This is a genomic window from Anaerotardibacter muris (genome assembly GCF_943192915.1).
GTDB lineage: Bacteria > Actinomycetota > Coriobacteriia > Coriobacteriales > Eggerthellaceae > Anaerotardibacter > Anaerotardibacter muris.
The window spans coordinates 39495-61791 of record NZ_CALPCD010000002.1 but is presented as its reverse complement, the minus strand read 5'-3'; the positions used below and the strand labels follow the sequence as shown (position 1 = coordinate 61791).

At 55.8% G+C, this 22297-nt stretch carries 21 protein-coding genes; 9 read left to right on the top strand and 12 right to left on the bottom strand.

Features of this window, described 5'->3' with window-relative positions:
• Positions 1 to 12: 12 nt before the first annotated feature.
• Genes gatC through NFR25_RS02130 form a run of 4 tightly spaced genes read left to right on the top strand, consistent with a single transcriptional unit; the run spans position 13 to position 4169 of the window.
• A complete protein-coding gene (gene gatC, locus NFR25_RS02145) occupies positions 13 to 318 on the top strand; it encodes an Asp-tRNA(Asn)/Glu-tRNA(Gln) amidotransferase subunit GatC (protein ID WP_251197616.1) in 306 nt (101 codons plus the stop codon).
• Position 319: 1 nt separating this feature from the next.
• Complete coding sequence (gatA, locus tag NFR25_RS02140; protein ID WP_251197615.1) at positions 320 to 1822, top strand: Asp-tRNA(Asn)/Glu-tRNA(Gln) amidotransferase subunit GatA; 1503 nt, start codon at positions 320 to 322, stop codon at positions 1820 to 1822.
• 1 nt (position 1823) lies between these two features.
• Positions 1824 to 3368 carry an Asp-tRNA(Asn)/Glu-tRNA(Gln) amidotransferase subunit GatB gene (gatB, locus tag NFR25_RS02135; RefSeq protein ID WP_251197614.1) on the top strand — a complete coding sequence of 515 codons (1545 nt, stop codon included), beginning with the start codon at positions 1824 to 1826 and terminating at the stop codon, positions 3366 to 3368.
• A 9-nt stretch (positions 3369 to 3377) separates the two neighbouring features.
• A complete protein-coding gene (locus tag NFR25_RS02130; RefSeq protein WP_251197613.1) occupies positions 3378 to 4169 on the top strand; it encodes a CDGSH iron-sulfur domain-containing protein in 792 nt (263 codons plus the stop codon).
• Positions 4170 to 4171: 2 nt separating this feature from the next.
• On the opposite strand, the gene NFR25_RS02125 is transcribed toward NFR25_RS02130, so the two are convergent.
• Genes NFR25_RS02125 through hisG form a run of 8 tightly spaced genes read right to left on the bottom strand, consistent with a single transcriptional unit; the run spans position 4172 to position 11807 of the window.
• The gene (locus NFR25_RS02125) at positions 4172 to 4861 is read right to left on the bottom strand and encodes a hypothetical protein (protein ID WP_251197612.1); all 690 of its coding nucleotides are present in this window, start codon (positions 4859 to 4861) and stop codon (positions 4172 to 4174) included.
• Between the two features lie 33 nt (positions 4862 to 4894).
• Positions 4895 to 5659 (bottom strand): imidazole glycerol phosphate synthase subunit HisF, encoded by a 765-nt coding sequence (gene hisF / locus NFR25_RS02120; protein ID WP_251197611.1) that lies wholly within the window; start codon positions 5657 to 5659, stop codon positions 4895 to 4897.
• Positions 5649 to 6440 (bottom strand): 1-(5-phosphoribosyl)-5-[(5-phosphoribosylamino)methylideneamino]imidazole-4-carboxamide isomerase, encoded by a 792-nt coding sequence (hisA, locus tag NFR25_RS02115; RefSeq protein WP_251197610.1) that lies wholly within the window; start codon positions 6438 to 6440, stop codon positions 5649 to 5651. Before hisA ends, hisF begins: the two co-directional genes overlap by 11 nt.
• Before the next feature lie 33 nt (positions 6441 to 6473).
• Positions 6474 to 7124: an imidazole glycerol phosphate synthase subunit HisH gene (gene hisH, locus NFR25_RS02110; protein WP_251197609.1), complete on the bottom strand. Its 651-nt coding sequence runs from the start codon at positions 7122 to 7124 to the stop codon at positions 6474 to 6476.
• On the bottom strand, positions 7121 to 7717 hold the full coding sequence (hisB, locus tag NFR25_RS02105) for an imidazoleglycerol-phosphate dehydratase HisB (protein ID WP_251197608.1): 597 nt from the start codon (positions 7715 to 7717) through the stop codon (positions 7121 to 7123). The genes hisH and hisB overlap by 4 nt, the downstream gene beginning before the upstream one ends.
• Positions 7718 to 7753: 36 nt before the next feature.
• Positions 7754 to 8836, bottom strand: a complete 1083-nt coding sequence (gene hisC, locus NFR25_RS02100) for a histidinol-phosphate transaminase (protein WP_251197607.1) — start codon at positions 8834 to 8836, stop codon at positions 7754 to 7756.
• Between the two features lies 1 nt (position 8837).
• Positions 8838 to 10187, bottom strand: coding sequence for a histidinol dehydrogenase (gene hisD / locus NFR25_RS02095; RefSeq protein WP_251197606.1), 1350 nt, complete (start codon positions 10185 to 10187; stop codon positions 8838 to 8840).
• Positions 10188 to 11807, bottom strand: coding sequence for an ATP phosphoribosyltransferase (gene hisG, locus NFR25_RS02090; protein WP_251197605.1), 1620 nt, complete (start codon positions 11805 to 11807; stop codon positions 10188 to 10190).
• Between the two features lie 235 nt (positions 11808 to 12042).
• Here hisG and NFR25_RS02085 point away from each other — a divergent pair, with 235 nt between their 5' ends.
• Positions 12043 to 12519 carry a universal stress protein gene (locus tag NFR25_RS02085; RefSeq protein WP_251197604.1) on the top strand — a complete coding sequence of 159 codons (477 nt, stop codon included), beginning with the start codon at positions 12043 to 12045 and terminating at the stop codon, positions 12517 to 12519.
• 269 nt (positions 12520 to 12788) lie between these two features.
• Entirely contained in the window at positions 12789 to 15050 is a 2262-nt protein-coding gene (locus NFR25_RS02080) for an FUSC family protein (RefSeq protein WP_251197603.1), read from the top strand.
• A 19-nt stretch (positions 15051 to 15069) separates the two neighbouring features.
• Here NFR25_RS02080 and NFR25_RS02075 read toward each other — a convergent pair whose 3' ends face one another.
• The 3 genes from NFR25_RS02075 to NFR25_RS07390 all read right to left on the bottom strand — a co-directional run bounded on the left by NFR25_RS02075 (position 15070) and on the right by NFR25_RS07390 (position 17197).
• The gene (locus NFR25_RS02075) at positions 15070 to 16395 is read right to left on the bottom strand and encodes an acetyl-CoA hydrolase/transferase family protein (RefSeq protein WP_251197602.1); all 1326 of its coding nucleotides are present in this window, start codon (positions 16393 to 16395) and stop codon (positions 15070 to 15072) included.
• 46 nt (positions 16396 to 16441) lie between these two features.
• The gene (hisI, locus tag NFR25_RS02070) at positions 16442 to 16774 is read right to left on the bottom strand and encodes a phosphoribosyl-AMP cyclohydrolase (protein ID WP_338024370.1); all 333 of its coding nucleotides are present in this window, start codon (positions 16772 to 16774) and stop codon (positions 16442 to 16444) included.
• Positions 16775 to 17065: 291 nt separating this feature from the next.
• Positions 17066 to 17197 carry a hypothetical protein gene (locus tag NFR25_RS07390; protein WP_275556928.1) on the bottom strand — a complete coding sequence of 44 codons (132 nt, stop codon included), beginning with the start codon at positions 17195 to 17197 and terminating at the stop codon, positions 17066 to 17068.
• 105 nt (positions 17198 to 17302) lie between these two features.
• Between NFR25_RS07390 and pheS the strand changes: the two genes are divergently transcribed.
• From pheS to NFR25_RS02055, 3 genes are all read left to right on the top strand, one after another.
• Positions 17303 to 18364: a phenylalanine--tRNA ligase subunit alpha gene (gene pheS / locus NFR25_RS02065; RefSeq protein WP_251197601.1), complete on the top strand. Its 1062-nt coding sequence runs from the start codon at positions 17303 to 17305 to the stop codon at positions 18362 to 18364.
• Between the two features lie 202 nt (positions 18365 to 18566).
• Positions 18567 to 21068: a phenylalanine--tRNA ligase subunit beta gene (gene pheT / locus NFR25_RS02060; RefSeq protein WP_251197600.1), complete on the top strand. Its 2502-nt coding sequence runs from the start codon at positions 18567 to 18569 to the stop codon at positions 21066 to 21068.
• A 90-nt stretch (positions 21069 to 21158) separates the two neighbouring features.
• Positions 21159 to 21620 carry a hypothetical protein gene (locus tag NFR25_RS02055; RefSeq protein WP_251197599.1) on the top strand — a complete coding sequence of 154 codons (462 nt, stop codon included), beginning with the start codon at positions 21159 to 21161 and terminating at the stop codon, positions 21618 to 21620.
• 71 nt (positions 21621 to 21691) lie between these two features.
• On the opposite strand, the gene pdxT is transcribed toward NFR25_RS02055, so the two are convergent.
• Positions 21692 to 22297 (bottom strand): pyridoxal 5'-phosphate synthase glutaminase subunit PdxT, encoded by a 606-nt coding sequence (gene pdxT, locus NFR25_RS02050; RefSeq protein WP_251197598.1) that lies wholly within the window; start codon positions 22295 to 22297, stop codon positions 21692 to 21694.

Genomic DNA, 22297 nt, shown 5'->3' with positions numbered 1-22297 from the left:
AAAGGATCGCCCATGACAGAACACGTTACGGAAAAGGACGTACGCAATATAGCTGCGTACGTGCGCATCGGTATGACCGATGAAGAGGTCGCTGCGATGACGGTTGATCTGAACAACATCATCGATAGCCTGAAACCTATCACTGAATACGACTTGGAAGGAGTCGAGCCTACGTTCCATCCCATCGGTGGCATGGTGAACGTGGTGCGCTCCGACAACGAACGCGCCAGCTTCACGCAAGAAGTGGCGCTCGAGAATGCGCCCAAGCAAGAAGATGGCAGCTTCTTGATCCCTGCGATCCTCGGTGGGGGTGAATAGCATGAACTTCACTTCCCTGAGTGCCCCCGAGATCCAAAACGGCTTGAAGCAGGGCGATTTCAGCGCTGCTGAAGTGGCGCAGGCAAGCATCGATCATATTGCGAGAGCAGATGAACAGCTCCATTCTTACCTTGAATTCACGCCTGAAGCGGCCCTTGAGGCGGCCAAGGCAGTCGATGCTGCGCTGGCGGCCGGAACCTTCGACGAGCTCGGCCCGTTGGCAGGTGTGCCGGTAGCCTTCAAGGACAACATGAACATGGAGGGCACGCATACTACCTGTTCGTCGCATATGCTGGAAAACTATGTTTCGCCCTATACGGCAACCTGCGTGGAGCGTGTGCTGCAGGCAGGTGCGCTGCCGCTGGGCAAGCTGAACATGGACGAATTCGCCTTTGGATCCTCGACTGAGACCTCGTATTTTGGTCCTACGCTCAACCCCTGGGATCTTGAGCGTGTGCCAGGTGGTTCATCGGGCGGTTCTGCGGCTGCGGTCGCGGCTGGGTTGGCAACGGTCACGCTCGGTTCTGATACGGGCGGATCGATCCGCCAACCAGCTAGTTTCTGCGGTGTTGTGGGCGTGAAGCCGACCTATGGTGTGGTCTCACGCTATGGCGTGGTGGCATTCGGCAGCTCGCTCGACCAGGTAGGTCCGTTTGCACGCACGGTCGAAGATGCCGCATTGGCGCTCAATGCGCTCGTGGCGGGCGGTAAGGACCGTATGGATTGCACGAGCCAATCGATCAACACTGATTTCACGGCGAACTTGGGCGATGGCGTCGAAGGCATGCGTATCGGCATCGTGCCTTCGTTCATGGAAGCTGAAGGCTTGGATGCTGAAGTGAAAGAGCGCATCGAAGAAGCTGCACAAAAGCTCAAGGATGCAGGTGCAGAGATCATCGAGGTGGAACTTCCCAACGCGCAGGCGGCTATGAGCGCCTATTACGTGCTCGGTCCGTGCGAGGCTTTCTCGAACTTGGCGCGTTTCGATTCGGTACGTTATGGCTATTGCGTCGAGGGATGCAAAGATCTGGCCGAGCAATATGAACTCTCTCGTGCTGGCGGCTTTGGTCTGGAAGCGCGTAGGCGCATCATGCTAGGAAGCTATCTGCTCTCTTCGGGCGTTTACGACAAGTACTACTATCCCGCACAGCAGGTGCGCACCTTGATCACGCAAGATTACACTTATGCCTATCACAAGGTCGATTGCATCTTGGCACCGGTCAGCCCCCGCACGGCATTCAAGTTCGGCGAGATCAATGATCCTACCAGCATGTATCTTTCGGATATGTTCACTATCTCCATCAATATCGCTGGCAACGGCGGTATGAGCGTTCCCGTAGGCTTGGGTGCAGAGAGCGGGCTGCCGATCGGTGCTCAGCTGATCAGCCCAGCGTTCCGCGATGAGAACATGTTCCGTGTAGCTGCTGAGCTCGAGCGTTGCTACGGTGCTGCTCCAGTGGCTCCTGCATTCGCTCAGGTCGATCCTGCAAAGGCTGGTGAGTAACGTGAAGAAGCTCGAAGAAGTGCTCCAAGATTGGGAAGCGGTCATCGGCTTGGAGGTCCATGCGGAATTGACCACGCTCGAGACCAAGATGTTCTGTGGCTGCAAGCTCGAATTCGGCGCAGACCCTAATACGCATACGTGTCCTGTTTGCCTGGGCCTGCCTGGTGCACTGCCCGTGCCGAATCGCGCAGCTATCGAATCGATCGTGCTGGCGGGCTTGGCAACGAATTGCGATATCGAGCAGCACTCGATGTTCTATCGTAAGAATTATATGTACCCCGACATGTCCAAGAACTTCCAGATCACGCAGGGTCCCGTGGCATTCTGCATGCGTGGACACCTCGATCTTGAGGTGGACGGTGCAGCTGCGAAAGAGCGCGTGGATCTCAAGGAAGCACAGGAAAACGGCAGCTATGTTGCGCATATTGGCATCGAACGCATCCATATGGAAGAGGACGCTGGCAAGATGGTGCATGTTGGCGGTGGGGAAGGCCGTATCGCAGGTGCCACCCATTCGCTCATCGACTACAATCGATGCGGCACGCCGCTCATCGAGTTGGTCACCGAGCCTGAGCTGCGTACCCCTGAAGAAGCACGCCTGTTCATGCAGAAGCTTCGTCAGATCTATCTGGCTATCGGTATTTCAGATTGTTCGATGGAGGAAGGTTCGCTGCGCTGCGATGGCAACGTGAGCTTGCGTCGCCGTGGCGAGACGAAGCTGGGCACGAAGACCGAGCTGAAGAACATGAATTCCTTCAAGAACCTTCACGATGGCCTGGCATATGAGATCTGCCGTCAGGCGGAAGTGCTCGAAGAAGGCGGCATCATCTATCAGGAAACACGCCATTGGGACCCGTCCAAGAAGCGCACTATCGTGATGCGTGTGAAGGAAACAGCGGACGACTATCGCTTGTTCCCTGAGCCCGACATGGCGCCATTCGACATCTCACGCGAGTTCGTGGAAGAGGTGCGTCAGCGCCTGCCTGAACTGCCCGATCAGAAGGCGAAGCGCTTCGAAGAAGACTATGGTCTTTCGGCTTATGACGCACGTCACTTGGTCGAACATCGCACCACTGCGCGTTTCTTCGAGGAATGCATGCGCTTGCAAGGCGCAGGTGAAGTGGCCAAGCCGCTCGCGAATATGATCATCAACGATGTTGCAGCGTATCTGAATACGAACCCCGAAATCACCGATCTAGCACAGACCGCGCTCACGCCCCCGCGTGCGCTCGAGTTGGTCACTCTGATCGCTCAGGACAAGATCTCGTCCAAGCAGGGTAAAGAGGTCTTCGCCGCTATCCTGGAAGAGGACAAGGACCCGGCGGCTATCGTTGCCGACCGTGGCATGGAGCAGGTTTCGGATACTGGTGCGATCGAGGCTGTTGTCGATGGGGTGCTTGCGGCATTCCCCGATAAGGTCGAACAATACAAGGGCGGCAAGACGGGACTCCTTGGTTTCTTCGTTGGTCAATGCATGAAGGAGATGAAGGGCCAGGGCAACCCGAAGGTCATCAACGAACTCCTTACCCAGAAGCTTGATTCCTAGAGGGAAACCGTGACAAAACAAAGGATCGTCATAACCGACGGAGCTTATGTGGTCGAAGGCGGGATCCCGCTCTATCAGAATGCGGTAGGTAAGAGCGAGGATGAGCTGTGCTTGGAGCATCGCCGTATGCGGCAGATCCCAACGGGAAAAGGGGACTATCTGCTCTGTAGATGCGGTCGGTCGAAGACCATGCCGTTTTGCGATTATCGCCACATGACCGAATCGCCGAAATTCGAAGGCCCCGAAACGGCCAGCCGTGCGTCTTATCGCGAACGCGCACAAGTCTATGAAGGTAACGGCCTGAAGATGTATGACGATGGCAGGTGCGCTTTCGTCCGCCTTTGCCATTATGACAATAAGTCGGTCTGGAATATGTCAGGCACCTTCGATGGCGAGATGAAACAGGAACAGATCAATGCTGCATGGCATTGTCCTTCAGGAAGGCTTGTTGTCGAAGACGCAGAAACGGGCGTTGTGTATGAGCCTGAATACGAACCGAGCATCATCGTCTTGGAGGATGTCGGGCTGAATTGCTCGGGCCCGCTCTTCGTTCGCGGCGGGGTCGAGCTGGTCGGACAAGACGGTTTCGTGTACGAAACGCAAAATCGTTACGCGTTGTGTCGTTGCGGTAAATCGATGAACAAGCCTTTTTGCGATGCGATGCATCATCATGAAGAAGCCTTCGATGATGGTGCGATCTTCCATGATGGATGCGTGCCTTCGCGCGAAGAATGGCGAAGCGGTGCAGATTCTGCTGGCAAGCTAGACGAAAGCTTCAAGAAGAACGCGAGAGACGTCTAGTCTTACTTTTCTTGCGCCGTCGAACAGCCTCGCTTTCGGTTCTGCTGAGATACGGATACGCAGTGCGTTATCTCAGCGATGGCGATCCCTACGCAGAGATATTGGGCGAAGCGACCGATCAAGGCAATGCCGCTTTCGACCCGAGCGCCATCGAGCATGAGCATATACTGCCCCATGCCCAACTGGAAGAATTCGAAGACGCCATATGCGCCAACTGCTGCCAGTGCCACCCAAACGACCAGCAACGCAACATTGCCTTTCGTCCTGAGCAACTTTCCCATTCCTGTGCGATGGAAGTGCAACCTGTTGCCGATCAGAGCATTGGCATTCAGTCCAAGATGGAGTGCTGCTAGCACGAAGATCCACGTCCCGATGCACATATGCAAGCTGCTCGAGAAGAAGGCGACATCTTGAGGCAGTAAGCTCCAAAAGAAGCTTGAGAGCAAGACGCAATTCACAACCTGAGCGATCGATAGTATTGCAAGGGCTACATCGACGATCATCAAGATCGCTCGCTGAAGATCCCATCTTCCCGTAAGCGAGTGGCGGATCCAAAATCGATTCAGAATAAGGTGGCAGATGAGCAGCGCGAAGAATGAGATACCAAAGATCTGATGGGGGAAGTTCTCGATCAGCGCGGTTGACAGTACTCCTGTAAGGCTAATGGCTAACCCAGCATAGACCAAGGTCATCAAGATGGTTTGTACCCTTGTCCCCATATTCGCTCACAGACGGACGGGGATGCCTTGGGAGGCCATGTATTCTTTCACCTGGCGGATGGTCAGTTCGCCGAAGTGGAAGACCGAAGCCGCGAGCACTGCATCAGCTTCGCCTTCGATCACACCTTCAGCGAAGTGTTCGAGCTTTCCTACGCCGCCCGATGCGATCACTGGGATGGGCACCGCGCGCGCAACAGCACGGGTGAGCGCCAGATCGAACCCGTCCTTGCTACCATCGCGGTCCATGCTGGTCAATAAGATCTCGCCAGCGCCGCGCTTGGCAGCTTCAGTGGCCCATTCGATAGCATCGATGCCCGTGTTCTTGCGGCCACCTGCTACAAAGACTTCCCACTTGTTCGGATTGCCTGGCACCTGCTTCGCATCGATCGCACAGAGGATCGCTTGGGTGCCGAAAGCGGTAGCCGCCGCAGTTATCAGGCTTGGATCGGCGATGGCTGCGGAATTGACAGAGACCTTGTCGGCTCCAGCGGCGATCATCGTGCGGATGTCGGCAACGCTGCGGAAGCCGCCTCCCACGCAATAGGGAAGGTGCAGCTCTTCGCTTGCGCGTGAAGCCATATCTATGGTGGTAGCGCGACCGTCGCTGGTTGCGGTGATATCCAGGAAGATGACCTCATCAGCCTTCTGTTCGTCGTAGCGTTGAGCCAGCTCGATAGGATCGCCTGCATCGCGCAGGTTCACGAAGTTCACGCCCTTGACGACGCGACCATCTTTCACATCCATGCAGGGGATGACGCGTTTAGTTAGCATCGCAGGCTCCGCATTCCTTCGAGCAAGGCTTGATGCCTTCGGCCATCGCGCGTTTGGTGGCAGCTTCGCATAGAGCTAATGCTTCAGGAACGTCGAGCGTTCCTTCGTAGACTGCGCGGCCCGTGATAACACCTTCGATGCTCGCGGCCACAGGAGCAAGGCGTTCGATGTCAGCTACGCTTGCCACGCCGCCTGATGCGATGACGGGATTCCCGAAGATATTGGCCAAGTGAACGTAGACATCCACATCAAGTCCTGTCTGCATGCCATCCTTGCTGATATCCGTATAGACCATATGCTTGAAACCAAGATCGCGCATTTTGGCTACCAGTTCTTCAGCTGCAATGCCGCTGCCATTGTTCCAGCCGTCGACCGACACTTCACCATTGCGTGCATCGATACCTGCAGTGAGCATAGTGGGGAACTTCGCAATAGCATCACGCGCGAAATCAAGATCGCTGATGAGCGATGTGCCCAGGACCACGCGCGATACACCTGCATCCCAGATGCGTTGGAGCGTGTCCATGGTGCGGATCCCACCACCCATTTCCACTTTCAACATGGTCTTTGCCAGAATGTCTTCGATGATGGGCAGGTTGGAAGGGTTTCCCGTGCGCGCACCATCCAGATCGACCACATGCAACCATTCAACACCCATGTCTTCAAAGGCTTTCGCCTGGTCGATAGGGCTTTCGTTGTATACGGTCACGGCGTTGTAGTCGCCTTTTGCTAGACGCACCACCTTACCGTCGAGGATGTCGATCGCGGGAAGTAGCTGCATGATTGCTCCTTACTGAACAAGGAAGGGCGTACCCTACCTTGCGGTCTTGCTCTTGGCCAATGCTACGAAATTCGCGAGCACTTGAGCGCCTGCCGTAGACGATTTTTCGGGATGGAATTGCACACCGAAGACGCGGTCGCCTACTTGGACGACCGAGGGGAACGTGACCGAATGCGTGGTAGTGGCCACGGTCGCGGTACTTTTGGGTGCGCAATAACTGTGGGTGAAATAGAAGTATTCGCCATCAGGGATGCCTTCGAAGAGCGGGCAGGCTGCATCAACGAACTCGATTGAATTCCAGCCTACGTGGGGAATCTTGTACGAATTGCCTTGCGCATCCGTAGCAGGCATCTTATCAGCGATCCCCTCGATCAGGCCCAGGCCCGGTACCGCGCCTTCGCTGCCTGCATGTTCGGTGCCGCCTGCAAAGAGCAGGTGCTCTCCCAGGCAGATCCCCAAGAAAGGCTTGCCCTGGGCGATGGCTTCACGAATAGCGTCCATCTGACCTGTTTCAGCCATGGTGCGAGCAGCATCGGCGAATGAGCCTACACCAGGCAGCACGATAGCATCGGCTTTTCGGATCGTGCGCGGATCATCGGTGATGCGTGCATCGGCACCCACCCCTTGCAGACCGCGTTCAACGCTCTTCAGATTGCCTTTGCAGTAGTCAACGACGGCTATCATGCAAGCGACCCTTTGGTGCTGGGCAGTTGATCGGCTGCGCGCGGATCGATCTCGAGCGCACTGCGCAGTACGCGACCAGTTGCTTTGAAGGCGGCTTCTATCAAGTGATGAGCATTCTCTCCCTTGAAAGAGACCACGTGCAGCGTGATGCCTGCGTTGGTAGCGAAAGCTATGAAGAACTCCTTAGCGAGCGATGAGTCGAACAGGCCCATCATAGCGGGTGGAACGAGCACGTCGAAATGCATCTGACCGCGCCCGGATATATCGATAGCGGCCATCACCAGCGCCTCGTCCATGGGAAGCGCCTGGGATGCGAAACGGGTGATGCCACGTTTCGCACCCATGGCTTCAGCGAACGCCTGGCCCAGCACGATGCCTACATCTTCAACGGTATGGTGCGCATCAACTTCCAAGTCGCCCTTCGCCTTCACGTCCAGATCGAACAGGCCATGGCGGCCGAATGCATCGAGCATATGATCGAAGAACGGAATACCCGTATCGATGGAGGTCGAGCCTGCGCCATCGATGTTGAGTGCGATGGTCACATCGGTCTCTTTGGTCGTGCGCGTGATGGTGGCGGTACGAGAAGTCATGGTTGGATCCTTCTTCTATGGTCGGTCGTCTTTATTCTACTGGCTGCGTCCAAGGATGTCGCCTAGGGCATCCAGCAAGCGATCATTTTCCTGTTCGGTGCCTATGCTGATGCGCAAGCAATCTTCCAGTCCTGATGAAGCGGAAAGGTCGCGCACCAGGATGCTGCGATCGAAGAGCTCTTGCCAAATGCGGCCTGCATTAGGGATGCGCACTAAAAGGAAGTTCGCATCACTGGGAAAGACCTTGATGCCTGGAATCTTTGCAAGCTCTTCTGCCAAGCGGTCGCGCTCTTCGATGATGTTATCGATCTGCGGTTGGAGCGCCGAGCGGTTTTCGTAGACCACTTCACCAATAGCTTGAGAGATGGCATCGACCGAATAAGGTTGGCGAACCTTGATGAATTCTTGGATGACCTGAGGTTGAGCCATGATATAACCCAGGCGCACACCTGCAAGGCTGTAGGCCTTGGAGAAGGTCTTCAGCACCAATAAATTGGGATATTCATCGATGAAGGGGATCATGCTCTCGCCACCGAATTCGCCGTAGGCTTCATCGACCATCACGAGTGCATCGGTTGCTTCGAGCAGCTGCTTGATGAACATGATGTTCGCTGCGCCGCCTGTTGGGTTGTTGGGGCTGGTGATGGTAACATAGTCGATGTCGCCTTTACGAACACGATCGAGAATAGCCTGTTCGTCAAGGGAAAAATCAGGCTTGCGCGCAATGGCGACCACGTTGGTCTCCGTGAGCGAAGCGTTCGTCTCATAGACCGAGAACGTAGGAGGACAGGTGAGCATGGTGCGCCCTGGGCCGCCCCAGGCGAGTGCGATATTGAACAGCAGTTCATCGCCGCCATTGCCGAGCAGCACATAGTCCTTCGAATACCCCCAGGCTTCGCCGATCATCGTGCGCAGGTCGTTGGCCAGCGGATCGGGATAGCGATTCATATCCACCTGAGCGATGGCCCGCGCGATTCGCTCCTGTATCTCAGCAGGAACAGGACGTGGATTTTCGTTGGCAGAGATCATCACTTCTGCAGGAAGGTATTTCGGGTCGTAAGGGATGACACCTTCCAAGACCGGGCGCGGTTCGCGCACGGAGCGCTTTTGTGCAGCCATCTTAGTCACGGCTCTTCTCTTCGTCGATAGCGGAGGCCGCAGTGCCTTCGACCGTTGCATGGCCTTGGTCCATGAGCTTCATGCGCAGGCGCACGCTTTGAGCGTGAGCCCACAAGCCTTCATGATCGGCGATGGTCTCGATGGCTTTCGCATCGTTTTTTAGCGCTGCTGCAGAATATTGGATGACGCTCGACTTCTTCACGAATTCATCTACGGACAGCGGGGAAGAGAAGCGCGCGGTGCCGCCTGTGGGCAGCGTGTGGTTCGGGCCCGCTGCGTAGTCACCCACGGCTTCGGGTGTCCATTCACCCAGGAAGATAGCGCCTGCATTGCGGATAGAACCGAGCAGGTCCATGGCGTGCGAAACGTGCAGCTCGAGATGCTCAGGTGCGATGACGTTGATGGTCTGGATCGCTTGGGGAAGCGAATCGCAGATCACCACAAGGCCTTTGTTGGCAAGCGACTGGTTGGTGATCTCTTCGCGCGTGGAATCCTTGATGAGCTTGTCGATCGCACGTTCGACCTGGCTGGCGTACTCTTCGGAAAATGTGACCAAATAGCAGCTTGCCAGTGGGTCGTGTTCAGCCTGAGCCATCAGGTCTATGGCCACCAATTCGGGAAGTGCGGTCTCGTCAGCGAGCACGCATACCTCAGAGGGGCCTGCGATCATATCGATGCCCACATCGCCCGAGACGACCTTCTTCGCTGCTGCTACGAAGGCGTTGCCAGGGCCTGTGATCTTGTCCACCTTCTTGATGGACTGGGTACCATAGGCAAGTGCTGCGATAGCCTGAGCGCCTCCGACCGAATAGATCTCGGTCACGCCGGCGATACGACAAGCCTCCAAGATGGCAGGATCGAGCGTGCCATCTTTGGTGGGTGGGGTCACGCACACGATGCGTTGCACACCAGCGACCGATGCAGGAATAGCGTTCATCAGCACCGAAGAGGGATAGAGCGCACGACCGCCAGGAACATAGATGCCCACAGAATCGAGCGGTTCGATCTTGGCTCCTACCAACGCGCCGTCTTCACGTACCGTGAACCAACTCTGTTGGCGCTGGCGCTCGTGAAAATCACGGATCTGCTTTGCAGCAACGCGCAGGGCGTCTGCTACCTGCGGGTCGACCTTGGTGATAGCTTCATCGATCGCGGCATCGCTTACGCGGAAGTTATCGATCCTCACGCCGTCGAATTCCTCGGTGAATTCGCGCAGAGCTTCGTCACCGCGTTGGCGCACTGCTTCGATGATGGTAGTGGCGCTGACCAATGCTCGCGCATCGAATGCGCCGACACGTTGAAGCTGGCTCTCTTTGAAGACTTGGCCTGGTTTGAGCGTGATTCGTCTCATCTAGTTCTCCTTATCGATCGCGCGGAGCGCTCCAGCGAGCGCTGCAACGCGGGGGTTCGTGCGGTATGAGCAGGGGTTCGCGAAGAAGCGCGCCGTAGATGCGAGCACATCTTCGACCACCACCAGATTGTTCTCGCGCAGCGTGGTGCCGGTGGCAGTGATATCCACGATCTGTTCAGCCATGCCCGTGATGGGGGCAAGCTCGATATTGCCGTGGAGCTTCACGATCTCGACCTGCTTGCCCTTCTTGTCGAAGTGCGAGCGTGCGATATGCGGATATTTCGTTGCGATACGGATCGAGCCCAGTTCACGATAACGTTTCTCAACTTTGTCGTTGGTGCCAGCAGATTCCGCCACCACGAAGCGACAGCCGCCAAATTCCAGATCGACCAATTCCACCACGTCGACGCCAGCTTCGACGAGCGAATCTTCGCCGCAGATGCCGCAGTCGGCTGCGCCGAGCGATACGAAGATAGGGGCGTCGGTGGGGCGCACGATGATGTATTCCACATCGCCATTTCTTAGCATAAGGGTGCGGCCTGCATCGGCTAGACCGTCCACATCAAGACCCGCCGCATCAAGAGCTGCGATGGCGTCTTCGTTGAGCGAGCCTTTAGGGACCGCGATGCGCAAGGGGCGGTCATCTGCTTGTTTCTCGAGAGAGAAAGCCTCCATGACCTGTTCAAGATAGAACCCGAAGCCCGCTGCAGGAACCGCAACGCCGCCATAAGCAGCTAATAGATTGTTATAGCGACCACCGCCACCAATGGGTGAGCCCAGACCAGGCTCATATGCCTCAAAGACGATGCCCGTGTAGTAATCGAACGAGCTCATCACCGTGAAATCGATGAGGATGATGTTCTCCATGCCGCGTTCGACCAGCTTATCGTAGAGCGTTTCGAGCTCATCGATGCCTTCTTCGCAACCAAGAGGCTTGAGCACGTTGCGCAGCTTGGCAAGTGCATCCTTGCCTCCGCGTAGGAGCGGAAGTTGGGCGAGCGCCTGGATGGCAGGCGTGTTCCCTTGGGTGGTATCCGTAAGGTTGGCAAGCGCTACGAAATTGGAAGTATGGAATGCGCGATATACGTCATCTTGCCAGGCGGCATCCATATTGCAACGCGAAACAAGTTCGTTCAAGATGCGAGCAGAACCGAGCGCGATGCGGTAGTTGTGCAAGCGCGTCACCGAAAGCGCCTCAGAAAAGAGCGAGATGATATCAGCATCAGCTTCAACGCCATCTTCGCCAAGACATTCCACGCCCATCTGGGTAACCTCGCGCGCCGCAGCTTCAGCGGTCTTCTCACGGAAGACGCGCTGGGTATAGCGCAGCTTCACGGCGGGTTCGAACGAAGTGATGCGGGTAGCGCACATGCGTGCGATCTGCATGGTAACGTCGGGACGCATGGCCAGAAGATCACCGCGGGAATCGAAGAGCTTGAAAGGCGATGCGGGCACATGGCCGCCAGCTTCCATCACATCGAGCACTTCGAGGGTAGGGGTCTCGATAGGCTTGTAGCCATGTTCGGCAAAGCAGCGCTGGACACGATAGGTCAGTTCCTCTCTGACTAAAGCTTCATCGCTGATAACATCACGAAAACCGATAGGCGTTACAAAATTCATCTTCTCCGAGCCACCTTTAGAGTTAGTAGGGCATGTTGTGTCAAGTAGCTACTTTAGCACAGTAGAGTGATAAAGTATCCGAGAGTCTTGCGCAAGGCTCTATCTTCATACTCTCTTCACCATTCCAATATAGCGACATTCATACGAATCGGAACGAACTTTAGGCGAGGCGCAAGGATTCAGGCTATAATCAGGCTATGATATAAGAGCACGTGATCGCAAAAAGGAGGCCATCGTGGCATTTACTAATATCTTGGTTCCTTATGACGGATCCGATCATGCGAAAGTTGCAGTGAAAGAAGCCATCAAGATGGTCGGCGATAACGCGGATGCGGCGATCCATATCGCAGAGATCAGCGCACCGCCCCAAGACCTGGTCTTCAGCAGCTTCAATCAAACTGGTTTCGGCATGGGTGTGTCATTGGTCTCGAAAGAAGACTTCGCTGATGCGGTACAAGAGCGCACCGAAGAGAGCGATAAGAAGCTCGAGGCTGATGTTGAAGGCCTGGTGAAAGATTTCAAGGGCAGCCTGACCGTTGAAGTGATCTATGGCATCTATACGGTCGAGACCATCATCGAGACGGCCCAGCGCTATGAATGCGATCTGATCTGCATGGGTTCGCGCGGTCTGGGTGCCATTCGCGGCATGCTCGGTAGTGTCAGCTTCGGCGTGCTCCGCAATTCTGACATTCCCGTCCTCGTCTGCAAATAACCTAGGGACAGGTCCCAAACTGTCCGGGACACTTTGGGGACAGGCCACATCGAACGCCGAAGGCTGAGCTTTCGGCGTTTTTTGATGCGAACTTCCAAGCTGCTTGAAGCTGCCAAAGATTACCTAAAACCGGTCAAGGTGTAGCCGAGAAGAGGCTCATCGCAACGTCACCTCGAAGAGGCTTCTCAGGATCGATCGGGTTTTGTTACGAAATGTTGGCGGTTGTTGTGCGCGGCGCATGCGGGCCACAGTGTTGATAGAATGCCCTTATGGCAGGAAACGTGGTCTCATATAGCAAGTCGCTCGGACGCAGAGTCCTTGACGCGATCCCGTTCATCGCGTTCTTCGTGGTGCTCTTCTTTGCGATGTATGCGGCCTTTGGGGTATCCGATGCACTGATCGGCATCGTATTCTTGTTTTTCGCGCGAACCATCGTCAATGAGCCGGGGCTTTCTTTTGCGAACTATTTTCGTCGCGCATGCTGGATGATCGTCATGTGCGTGTGCTCGTCGCTCGCGGGCATCAGCCAGTTGGCGTTCATCGTGGTAACGCCGCTCTATCTGTTCTTCATCACCATCATGAATTCGGACGACTATTTGCCGCGCAATTTCTATTGGCTGGGTATGGGGTATCTGCTGCTGCTCATCTATCCCACGGGTCTTGAAGGGATGCCATCACGCCTGATGGCGGTGGTAGTCTCCATCGTGTTCACGGCACTCTTCGTTTACCTGATGCGCGCGGTCTATCGCAAGACGGGTAAGCTGGATGCCTTCACGCGTGATGAAGCGTACCTGCGTCGAGCCTTCAGCGATGTAGGGGAGCAACTGCAGGCGCTTGCGGAAAGTGCGGGGCGTCCGAATGAAGCTGCGCCCGACCTGCATCCCAAGAGCACCTTTGCTATAGCCCAAGAATATGCGCGCCTCGAATATGGCACGGTCTTTCGGCAAAATGGGCTGCTATCGGGACGTCAGTGCTATACCTTCGCACTGCTCTTGGCGTGCGAACAGATCGCCGATATCGCTCATGCAGCTGCAAAGAACCGCGCGGCTATCGATAGCACTGAGCGCACCTATCTTTTCGACTTGGCAGCGATCTTCTGCGAATACGGCAAGAGCAACCATGATCTGCTGGTCATGACCGATCGGCTCGAGCGCTTTCTTGAGACCCATCATCTGAACCAGAGCTGTTACGAGGAATCATGGAGCACGGTGCTCGAGGCGCTCATTCGTACGCTTCGCGATACCAGCATGCAGCATGATGAGACGACCCCGTTGTTCAAGGGCTTGCGCTATCGCCTACGCTTCTTGTGCGATAACTTCAGCTTCAAGCATACGCAAACGCGCTTTGCCCTGCGGCTTGCGCTCATCGTAGAGATAGCGGTCTTGGCCGACCTGTTCTTCACGGATCTTTCTGGCGCACAGTTCGGCATCTGGATCCCCATCACGGCTTTTGCGGTGACCAACACCTACAACGATGAAACGCTGCGATCGACCATCGATAATGCTTTCGGCACGCTCGTTGGCTTGGGCGTGTTCATGCTGTTCGTGCAATTCATCCCTGAGCCTTATCGTATGTATGCGATGGTGCCGATCAGCTATTTGATCATCCTCATGGATATCCATCCTATCCTGAACACGATGGCGGGCACGCAGATGGCGTTGACCGCGCTCTATCCCGTAGCGACCCTTGAGGATGCTCTGTTCGGGCGGCTCTTCTTGGTGTTCGTTGCGGTAACGTTCGTGATGATGGTGGTGTTCAGTATCTTGCGTACGAAGCGCAGTACCGCGATCAAGACCAAGATACAAGAGCTCGAGCGTATCGATGCACGTTTGGCGGCCCATATCCATCAGGGTCTTGATCTGGGCCATGTGAGTTTGTGGCGTACGGTCCAGCTGCTCTATTACACGCATATGAATGCGTGGCTGCTCGAAGAGCTGGCGCATGATCTTAACCGGGCGATCGCTTCCTATAGCATTCACAAGAACAAGACGAAGATGCGCAAGAAGTGGTCGGAATCGGATCGCCACCTGCGCGATGAAGTGCAGCGCGTTTTGCAGGCGAACTACCAGTTCGCGATGGATGCAGAGCACGCAGTGATGCTGCTCGATCCACGCCGCATCCCTGAGCAGCTGGTAGCTGAGGGCATCGAAGGTGCTGGATGGGGCGAGCCGCTTGAGACCTGCAGTGCAGCCGACCTGGCTGCCATGCTCGATCTTTCAGAAGACGAAGATGCGATGAGTGTGTCCGTGTCGGATCTTGATCATTCGGACGCCGATACCACTGCGCGCATTCGCCATATCGACGCCACGGCCGAGCGACTGGATGAGAAGATCCATCAGCTCGAGGAGCTGCATGTGCTCGAAGATATCCCCGAGCACGACATCTTCGGTACGACCGATGAATTCAGCGTAGTGGGCGATCACGAACGGCCCGCGCTAACAGCTGCCGCAGTGAAGAAGCGCACGCGTTTAAGGCATGCGATGCAACGGGGCATACCCCTTAAGAAGAAGAACAGTCCGCGGCGAAGATAGCGTTCTAGTCGCTCAGCATTCAGCGAAGGGGATCGAAGCCGAAGTAGTTCATGAACTCTTCGACCAGAGACTCGCGAAAATCGGGATGCGCGATGTTGATCAGCGCTTTAGCGCGCTCTTTGTTCGTCTTACCGCGCAGATCAGCGATGCCGTATTCGGTCACGATGAACTGGGTCTCGTTGCGTGGCGTGGTAACAAGGCTTCCTGGCGTCAAGAACACGCGGATCTTCGAGACCGTGCCGCGCGCCGCCGTGGAATTGATGACGATGATCGATTTGCCACCGCGACTCATGGTCGCGCCGCGCACGAAGTCCACCTGACCGCCTGCTCCAGTTGCTTGCTTGTGGCCGAACGATTCAGCAGCTACCTGCCCGAACAGATCGACCTCGATGCAGGAATTGATGGAAACGAGCTTATCGTTCTGCGCGATGACCATTGGGTTGTTCACGTACCCTACCGGAAAGAGCTGCACGAACGGGTTATCGTTGGACCAGTCGTAGAGCTCCTTGGTACCCTCGAGCACCGTGGCGATGTTGATGCCATTGTGCAATGTCTTCTTCGATGCGGTGATCACGCCTTTTTCAGCAAGATCCATCATCTTCGTAGTGAACAGTTCACTATGAACGCCCAGATCCTTCTTGCCCACGAGCGCATCGAGCGCAGCATTGGGAAGCTTGCCGATGCCTGCTTGGATGGTGGAGCCATCTTCGATGAGCGATGCGCAGAATTCACCGATCTGGCGCTCAGCATCACCGATAGGTGCATCAGGGATGACCGGCAGCGGTTCATCGGCTTCGATGATGTGATCAAGCTCGCTCACATGCACGCTCGTTTCGCCGAACATGCGAGGCATCTGCTTGTTCACCTCCGCGATGACGATCTTCGCTGCCTGCATAGCTGCGCGCTGATAGCTGCATGAAACGCCAAGCGTGCAATAGCCTTGATCGTTAGGTGTAGAAAGCGACACGATGGCTACATCGATAGGGTAGTGCCCATCGCGCATCAAGCGCTCGATGCTGGAAAAATAAGACGGCAGATAGTCGGAAACCCCCGTGCGCACGCCTTCCCAGTAGTCTTTGTATTGACCAACGGGACCAACGAAGGGCTCGTAGCGGATATGGCCTTTCATCTGCGGATCGAACATATCGATACGCTCACCTGGGGGGCCCTGCATGAATGAGACATCGGTGAATTCCGCATAGCGTTTCTCGATCTCGCGGGTGATGGCGCGCGGGTCAGCAGCACCATCGGAAAGCGAACAGTGGCTGTGCGGTGGGATCACCTTCACGATATCCTCTACTGGGATGACCTTTTGGCGGTAGAGCTCTTTCCAATCTTGTGTCATGGGGGGTTCCTCCCGTTGATGGTGGTGGCAGGTGCAGCGCCCGTAGCTATTCGGCCTTGTCGAAGAATGAGCGATAGAAGCAGCTCTGGGCGCCAGTGTGGCAAGCAGGGCCTGCAGGGTCGACCAGCGCGAGCAGCGTGTCCTCGTCGCAGTCATACCGAAGATCGACAAGCTGTTGGGTGTTGTCAGATTCTTCGCCTTTGTGCCAGAACTTATTGCGCGAACGAGACCAGAACCAGGTGGTCCTCTGTTCGATCGTACGACGGATGGCCTCTTGGTTCATCCAGGCCATCATCAGCACCTCGCCCGTATCGGCATCTTGTACGATGCAGGGGATAAGACCTGCTTCGTTATAGGTGAGCTTCGCAAGATCGATCATTGCAGCCTCTGGTCCACTGGTGATTGATAAGGTGTGCTCATTGTAGCAAAATCATGCTGCCAATCGGCGGTTTCTGGCGGGCTTTTCCTGTAGCGTGCGCGCGGGATGCGCTATACTTCTCTACACATTCAAATGCGATGACGAAGACAGCATGCCTCGCGCGGTCGTTCCCAGAGAGGGTCCCCTGGCTGAAAGGACCTAACGGCTCGAAGCATGATTCCCTTCACCAGCAGTGTGGCCGAATGGACGCGCATCTGCCAGAGCAGACCTCATGCCAGAGCAGGGCCGATCCTAGTAAGTTACATCGGGAGCTCCCGTTACAGAGCGAATACGAGCGATCTTCGCAGGCTGAGGCATCGAATGCCGCGCGAAGGTAACCAGGGTGGTACCGCGAGAGTTCTTCTCGTCCTTGGACAAGGGCATGAGAAGAGCTCTTTTTTTGTGCCGCGGAGCCAGGAGCGCTCTGGAACATCCGCGAGCAAGACAGAGTTACGAAGAACGAGGATATGACGAAGAAAGGCAGAGTGTATGTCGGTCATTGATGAAGTCACTGCGTTGCAGGCGGCCACGCTCGCAGAGATCGCTGCGGCGGCCACTACCGATGAACTGGAAGCGATCCGCATCAAGGTCGTAGGAAAATCGGGCAGTTTAACAGGTTATCTGCGCTCCATGAACCAGGTCGCTCCTGAAGAGCGCGCCGAAGTGGGCAAGACGGTGAACATTGCGCGCAACCAGATCGAATCGGCGCTCGAGGCGCAGAAGAAGGCGCTCGCAGGTGCCGAACTCGAGGCTCGCATGCAGGCTGATGCGCTCGATATCACGTTACCAGGTCGTGCTCAGCAGATGGGCACGCGTCACCTGATCAACCGCATCACTGATGAGATCGCGGAAGTATTCATGGGGATCGGCTATTCGGTGGCAACGGGCCCCGAGGTCGAGACCGACTATTACAACTTCGAAGCGCTCAATGCGCCAGCCGACCATCCTTCTCGCAGCATGCAGGACACGTTCTATGTGCGCGACCTATCGGGTGATACCACCAACGTGAAGGGCGAGTCGGACGTGTTGTTGCGCACGCAGACTTCAGGCGTGCAGGTTCACGCGATGGAGGACCAGGAACTGCCCATCTACATCATCGCACCAGGCAAGGTGTATCGTCGTGATGTGGCCGACCCTTCTCATCTTCCACAGTTCAATCAGATCGAGGGCTTGGTGGTGGACAAAGGCATCACGTTCGGCGACCTGAAGGGCACGCTCGATTATTTCTGTAAGCAGATGTTCGGCGAGGAGCGCAAGACGCGTTTCCGTGCTCACTATTTCCCGTTCACGGAGCCGTCTGCGGAAGTGGACGTGAGCTGCGGGATCTGCCACGGCGAAGGTTGTCGCTTCTGCAAGGGCACTGGCTGGCTCGAGATCTTGGGCTGTGGCATGGTCGACCCTAACGTGTTGCGCTATTCAGGCATCGATCCTGAAGTGTATTCGGGTTTTGCGTTCGGTGTAGGTGTCGAGCGTGTGGCGTGCTTGAAGTACAACGTCCCTGACCTGCGCATGCTGCTCGAAGGGGATATGCGCTTCCTGAGGCAGTTCTAAGAACTGCATTGATGACGCGGCTTCGTCTCGCTCGCACGCTCGCCGCTCTTGCGCTTCCCCTTAGTGCGAAGTGCGCTCGGCCGCGCAACATGGCAATCATATGCACGAGACGAACCCTCGCTGACCGTACCGATCAAGGAAGTCAGGGAATAGAAAGAGTAAGTATTCGAACTGGAATTGGTTTGAAGTTAAAGGATAAAAAATGAAAGTTTCTTTGAAATGGTTAAGTGAATACGTTGAAGTGCCTGCGGACCTGAAGGCGTTCTGTGACCGTTTGGACTTAACGGGCACGGGCGTTGAAGGTGTTGAAGTTGCAGGCGCGACCTTCGATAAGGTGGTAGTTGGCCAGATCGTCGAGAAGAAGGCGCATCCAGATTCGGATCATATGTGGGTCTGCCAGGTGAACGTGGGTCAGAACAACGTTGGCGAAGACGGTAATCCCGAGCCATTGCAGATCGTATGCGGTGCGCAGAACTTCAACGAGAATGACAAGATCCCTGTAGCGATGGTCGGTGCCGAATTCGGCGACTTCAAGATCAAGAAATCCAAGCTCCGTGGCGTAGTGAGCAACGGCATGAACTGCTCCGAACGTGAGCTGGGCTTGGGGTCCGACCATGATGGCATCATGATCTTGCCCGCAGATGCGCCTATCGGCATGCCGTTTGCGGACTATATGCAGCTCTCCGATAAGATTCTCGATCTTGAGATCACTCCGAACCGCCCAGATTGTTTGTCCATGAAGGGCATGGCTCGCGAAGTGGGCGCTATGTACGAACGTGATTTCACTGACCCTTTGAACGACCCGATCTTCAACCTGGGCGAGAATCAGGATCTTGAGCCTACTGCCGATGCTGTTTCAGTGACCATATCTGATCCTGCACGTTGCGATCGCTACACCGCACGCGTGATCGAGAACGTGAAGATCGGCCCGAGCCCTGACTGGCTGGCAGAGCGCATCATTGCGGCTGGCGCACGTCCCATCAACAACATCGTCGACGCGACGAACTACATCCTGTTCCTGTTCGGTCAACCGCTCCACGCGTTCGATTTCGACAAGCTTAAGAATGCTGAAGGCAAGGCTCACATCGTCGTTCGCCCTGCCGAAGAGGGTGAGAAGCTCGTTACCCTTGATGGGGAAGAGCGCGATCTTACGCCTGATATGACCGTTATCGCAACGCCTGAGCGCGCAGTGGCGCTGGCAGGCGTTATGGGTGGTCTTGATTCAGAAGTAACCGATGAGACCACCACGGTCCTGCTCGAGGCCGCTACCTTCAGTCGCGCGCATACGAGTCGTACGAGTCGTAATCTGGGTCTGATCAGCGAATCTTCGCTGCGCTATGAACGTGGTGTTGACGACAACCCTATCGCAGCACTTTCTGATGCTGCTGCAGCGCTCATCGCAGAGATATCGGGTGGCACCGTGCGCCCCGGCATCGTTGACGTGTGGGAGCAGCAGACCGAAGCGGTCATGCTCGATTTCCGCATCCCGCGTTTCAATGCGATGATGGGTGCGCATATCGAGCGTGACTACATCATCGAAACACTCAAGCGCTTGGGTTGTGCGGTCACTATCGCTGATATTGAGACATCCAAGGCTGCAGACTGCGCTGAAGGCGAGCTGCTCCATGTGTTAGCGCCAACATTCCGTCCCGATCTTGAGCGCGAGATCGATCTGTATGAAGAGGTGCTTCGCCTCTATGGCATGGATCGCATCGAGCCTACGCTACCTGCGGGCGCTGGCCGCATCGGCAAGCGCACCCTAGCAGAGCAGCGGATCGAGAAGATCAACGACACTCTTCGCGCTAGTGGCCTGAATGAGACCGTCACCTATTCTTTCGCTGAACCAGGTGATCTTGATAAGCTGCGCATGGATAAGACCGATCTTGGCATGCCTGTTGAGCTGCTCAATCCGCTCAATGCAGAACAGTCCATCATGCGTCAGTCCATCATCCCTGGCCTGCTCCATTCACTGGCTTACAACCAGAGCCATGGCGTGAAGAACGTCCAGCTCTATGAAACAGGACGCGTCTTTTTCGCTGCTGACGGCAAGAAGAAACCAAAGGAGAAGGAACGCGTGGCTGCTGTGATGGCGGGTGCTATGGGCGATCCTGCTTGGAATGCATCGCCTGCAGCGTTCGATTTCTTCGATGGCAAAGGTGTCATTGAGAATCTGCTGCGTGAACTGGCTACGCCAAAAGTTCGCTTCAAAGCGCTCTCTGCCGAAGAAGCACCGCATCTGCAGCCAGGCCGTGCTGCGCAGGTGCTCTCGGGTGGCACGGTGCTCGGTTGGGTGGGCGAGATCCATCCGCTTGCGGTCGATGCTTTCGATGCGAATGCACCCGTAGTCGCCTTCGAGCTTGATCTTGATGCGCTGGTGAAGACGAGCCAGCCTGCGCGCGATTATGTGGACGTGCCGCTGTTCCCGGCGGTCACCATGGACATCGCATTGGTGGTCGATGAAGACGTTACCAATGAGAAGCTCATCCAGGTGATGACCTCGGCAGGTGGCAAGCTGCTTTCGAGCATCCAGCTCTTCGATGTCTATCGCGATGCCGATCGCTTGGGCGCGGGCAAGAAGTCCATGGCTTATGCGCTGGAATATCGTTCTCCTGAAAAGACGCTCACGACCGAAGAGGTCAATAAGCAGCACGAACGCCTGATCAAGAAGGTATGCGGTGCAACAGGGGCCGAAGTTCGTTCGTAGTTTGCCAACATCAGCGCATGGTTGCTAAGAGCATGTTTGCGACAAAATCCTAAGAGAGAAACGAAGGACAAAGATCCAGGAAGGAAGCCAGTGAAGCTGTTCTCCGCTGATAAGAGCTCGTTCACGAAATGGCAGCGCCGCACCTACTACGCTTGCGTGGTCATGTTCGCTTTGGCGGTGCTCTTGTGCGTAGTGGGTGTTGTGTTCATGGTGCTGGCGGAATTCTTCGGTATGAAATCGTTCGATCTTATCCCGAGCATCGTCTTAGGCGGGGAGACGCTCGTAGCGGGCGTGGTCGGGCTTGCTGTGGCTATCTCGGGCCTTATCGGCGCGAAAGATCCTACCAAGATCACCTTGTTCTTCTGGATCGTTTCTCTCGATGGGTTGCTGGCTTTGTGGGATCTGGCAAGCAAGATATCTCAGGGTCAGCTCAATCCCGCGGCAGTGCTCACCTTGGCCATCTTGCTCTTCTTGGTAGCGTGTGCCTGGAACGTCCGAGGCCAGACAGGGTATTTCGATCAACACCCGCATCCAGAAGATGAGGTCGAATAACGTGCTTCGCCGCCTTTCATCGCTCGGAAGACCATAGAGTTCTTCGGGTAGGTCCGTGGAAGAATGCGCCCCTATATCGAGAGGAAATACTCGAGGACACGCGGATCATCATCGAGCTCAGGATGAAAAGCAACAGCGAGCTGGTTCTTGAATCGCACGGCAACGGGTGATCCGTTAACTTCGGCAAGGACCTTCACTTCAGGAGAGTAGAGCTGGGTTATGCGTGGCGCGCGGATGAAGGTCATCGGAATGTGGCCTTCGCCAGCAAAGCTCCCGACTGTTCTGAAGCTTCCAAGTTGCCGGCCGTATCCGTTTCGCATCACTCCTACGGGAAGCGTTTTCAGTTGTTCGACAGGTGAATCCAATTCAGAAGTTTTGTTGGCCTGGTCGTGAATATCCCCGCGACCATCGATGCTTTGTGCAAGCAAGATCAATCCTGCGCAGGTGCCGAGCACAGGAATTCCTTGGTCTATAAGGTCATGCAGCGAGCAGGATAACCCAAGATCGCTCAGCAATTTGCTTTGTGCCGTGCTCTCTCCTCCTGGTAACACGAGGCGGTCAAAAGGCTGTTTCAGATCAGACGCCTGACGCACTTCGAACACCTTCTCGCCGAGTGCAGCAAGGCGTCTTTCGTGTTCGGCAAATGCGCCTTGTACGGCTATGATCGCGCAGGTCAT

Bases quoted from the DNA above. Each gene is read 5' to 3' on its own strand.
- gatC (WP_251197616.1), top strand. From the start codon at position 13: ATGACAGAACACGTTACGGAAAAGGACGTACGCAATATAGCTGCGTAC.
- hisC (WP_251197607.1), bottom strand. From the start codon at position 8,836: ATGGCTGCACAAAAGCGCTCCGTGCGCGAACCGCGCCCGGTCTTGGAA.
- pheS (WP_251197601.1), top strand. From the start codon at position 17,303: ATGTCGGTCATTGATGAAGTCACTGCGTTGCAGGCGGCCACGCTCGCA.
- pheT (WP_251197600.1), top strand. From the start codon at position 18,567: ATGAAAGTTTCTTTGAAATGGTTAAGTGAATACGTTGAAGTGCCTGCG.
- hisG (WP_251197605.1), bottom strand. From the start codon at position 11,807: ATGAATTTTGTAACGCCTATCGGTTTTCGTGATGTTATCAGCGATGAA.
- NFR25_RS02125 (WP_251197612.1), bottom strand. From the start codon at position 4,861: ATGACCTTGGTCTATGCTGGGTTAGCCATTAGCCTTACAGGAGTACTG.
- hisH (WP_251197609.1), bottom strand. From the start codon at position 7,124: ATGATAGCCGTCGTTGACTACTGCAAAGGCAATCTGAAGAGCGTTGAA.
- gatA (WP_251197615.1), top strand. From the start codon at position 320: ATGAACTTCACTTCCCTGAGTGCCCCCGAGATCCAAAACGGCTTGAAG.
- hisB (WP_251197608.1), bottom strand. From the start codon at position 7,717: ATGACTTCTCGTACCGCCACCATCACGCGCACGACCAAAGAGACCGAT.
- NFR25_RS07390 (WP_275556928.1), bottom strand. From the start codon at position 17,197: ATGCCCTTGTCCAAGGACGAGAAGAACTCTCGCGGTACCACCCTGGTT.
- hisF (WP_251197611.1), bottom strand. From the start codon at position 5,659: ATGCTAACTAAACGCGTCATCCCCTGCATGGATGTGAAAGATGGTCGC.
- pdxT (WP_251197598.1), bottom strand. From the start codon at position 22,297: ATGACCTGCGCGATCATAGCCGTACAAGGCGCATTTGCCGAACACGAA.
- NFR25_RS02075 (WP_251197602.1), bottom strand. From the start codon at position 16,395: ATGACACAAGATTGGAAAGAGCTCTACCGCCAAAAGGTCATCCCAGTA.
- hisD (WP_251197606.1), bottom strand. From the start codon at position 10,187: ATGAGACGAATCACGCTCAAACCAGGCCAAGTCTTCAAAGAGAGCCAG.
- hisA (WP_251197610.1), bottom strand. From the start codon at position 6,440: ATGCAGCTACTTCCCGCGATCGACATCCTCGACGGTAAGGTGGTGCGT.
- hisI (WP_338024370.1), bottom strand. From the start codon at position 16,774: ATGATCGATCTTGCGAAGCTCACCTATAACGAAGCAGGTCTTATCCCC.
- NFR25_RS02080 (WP_251197603.1), top strand. From the start codon at position 12,789: ATGGCAGGAAACGTGGTCTCATATAGCAAGTCGCTCGGACGCAGAGTC.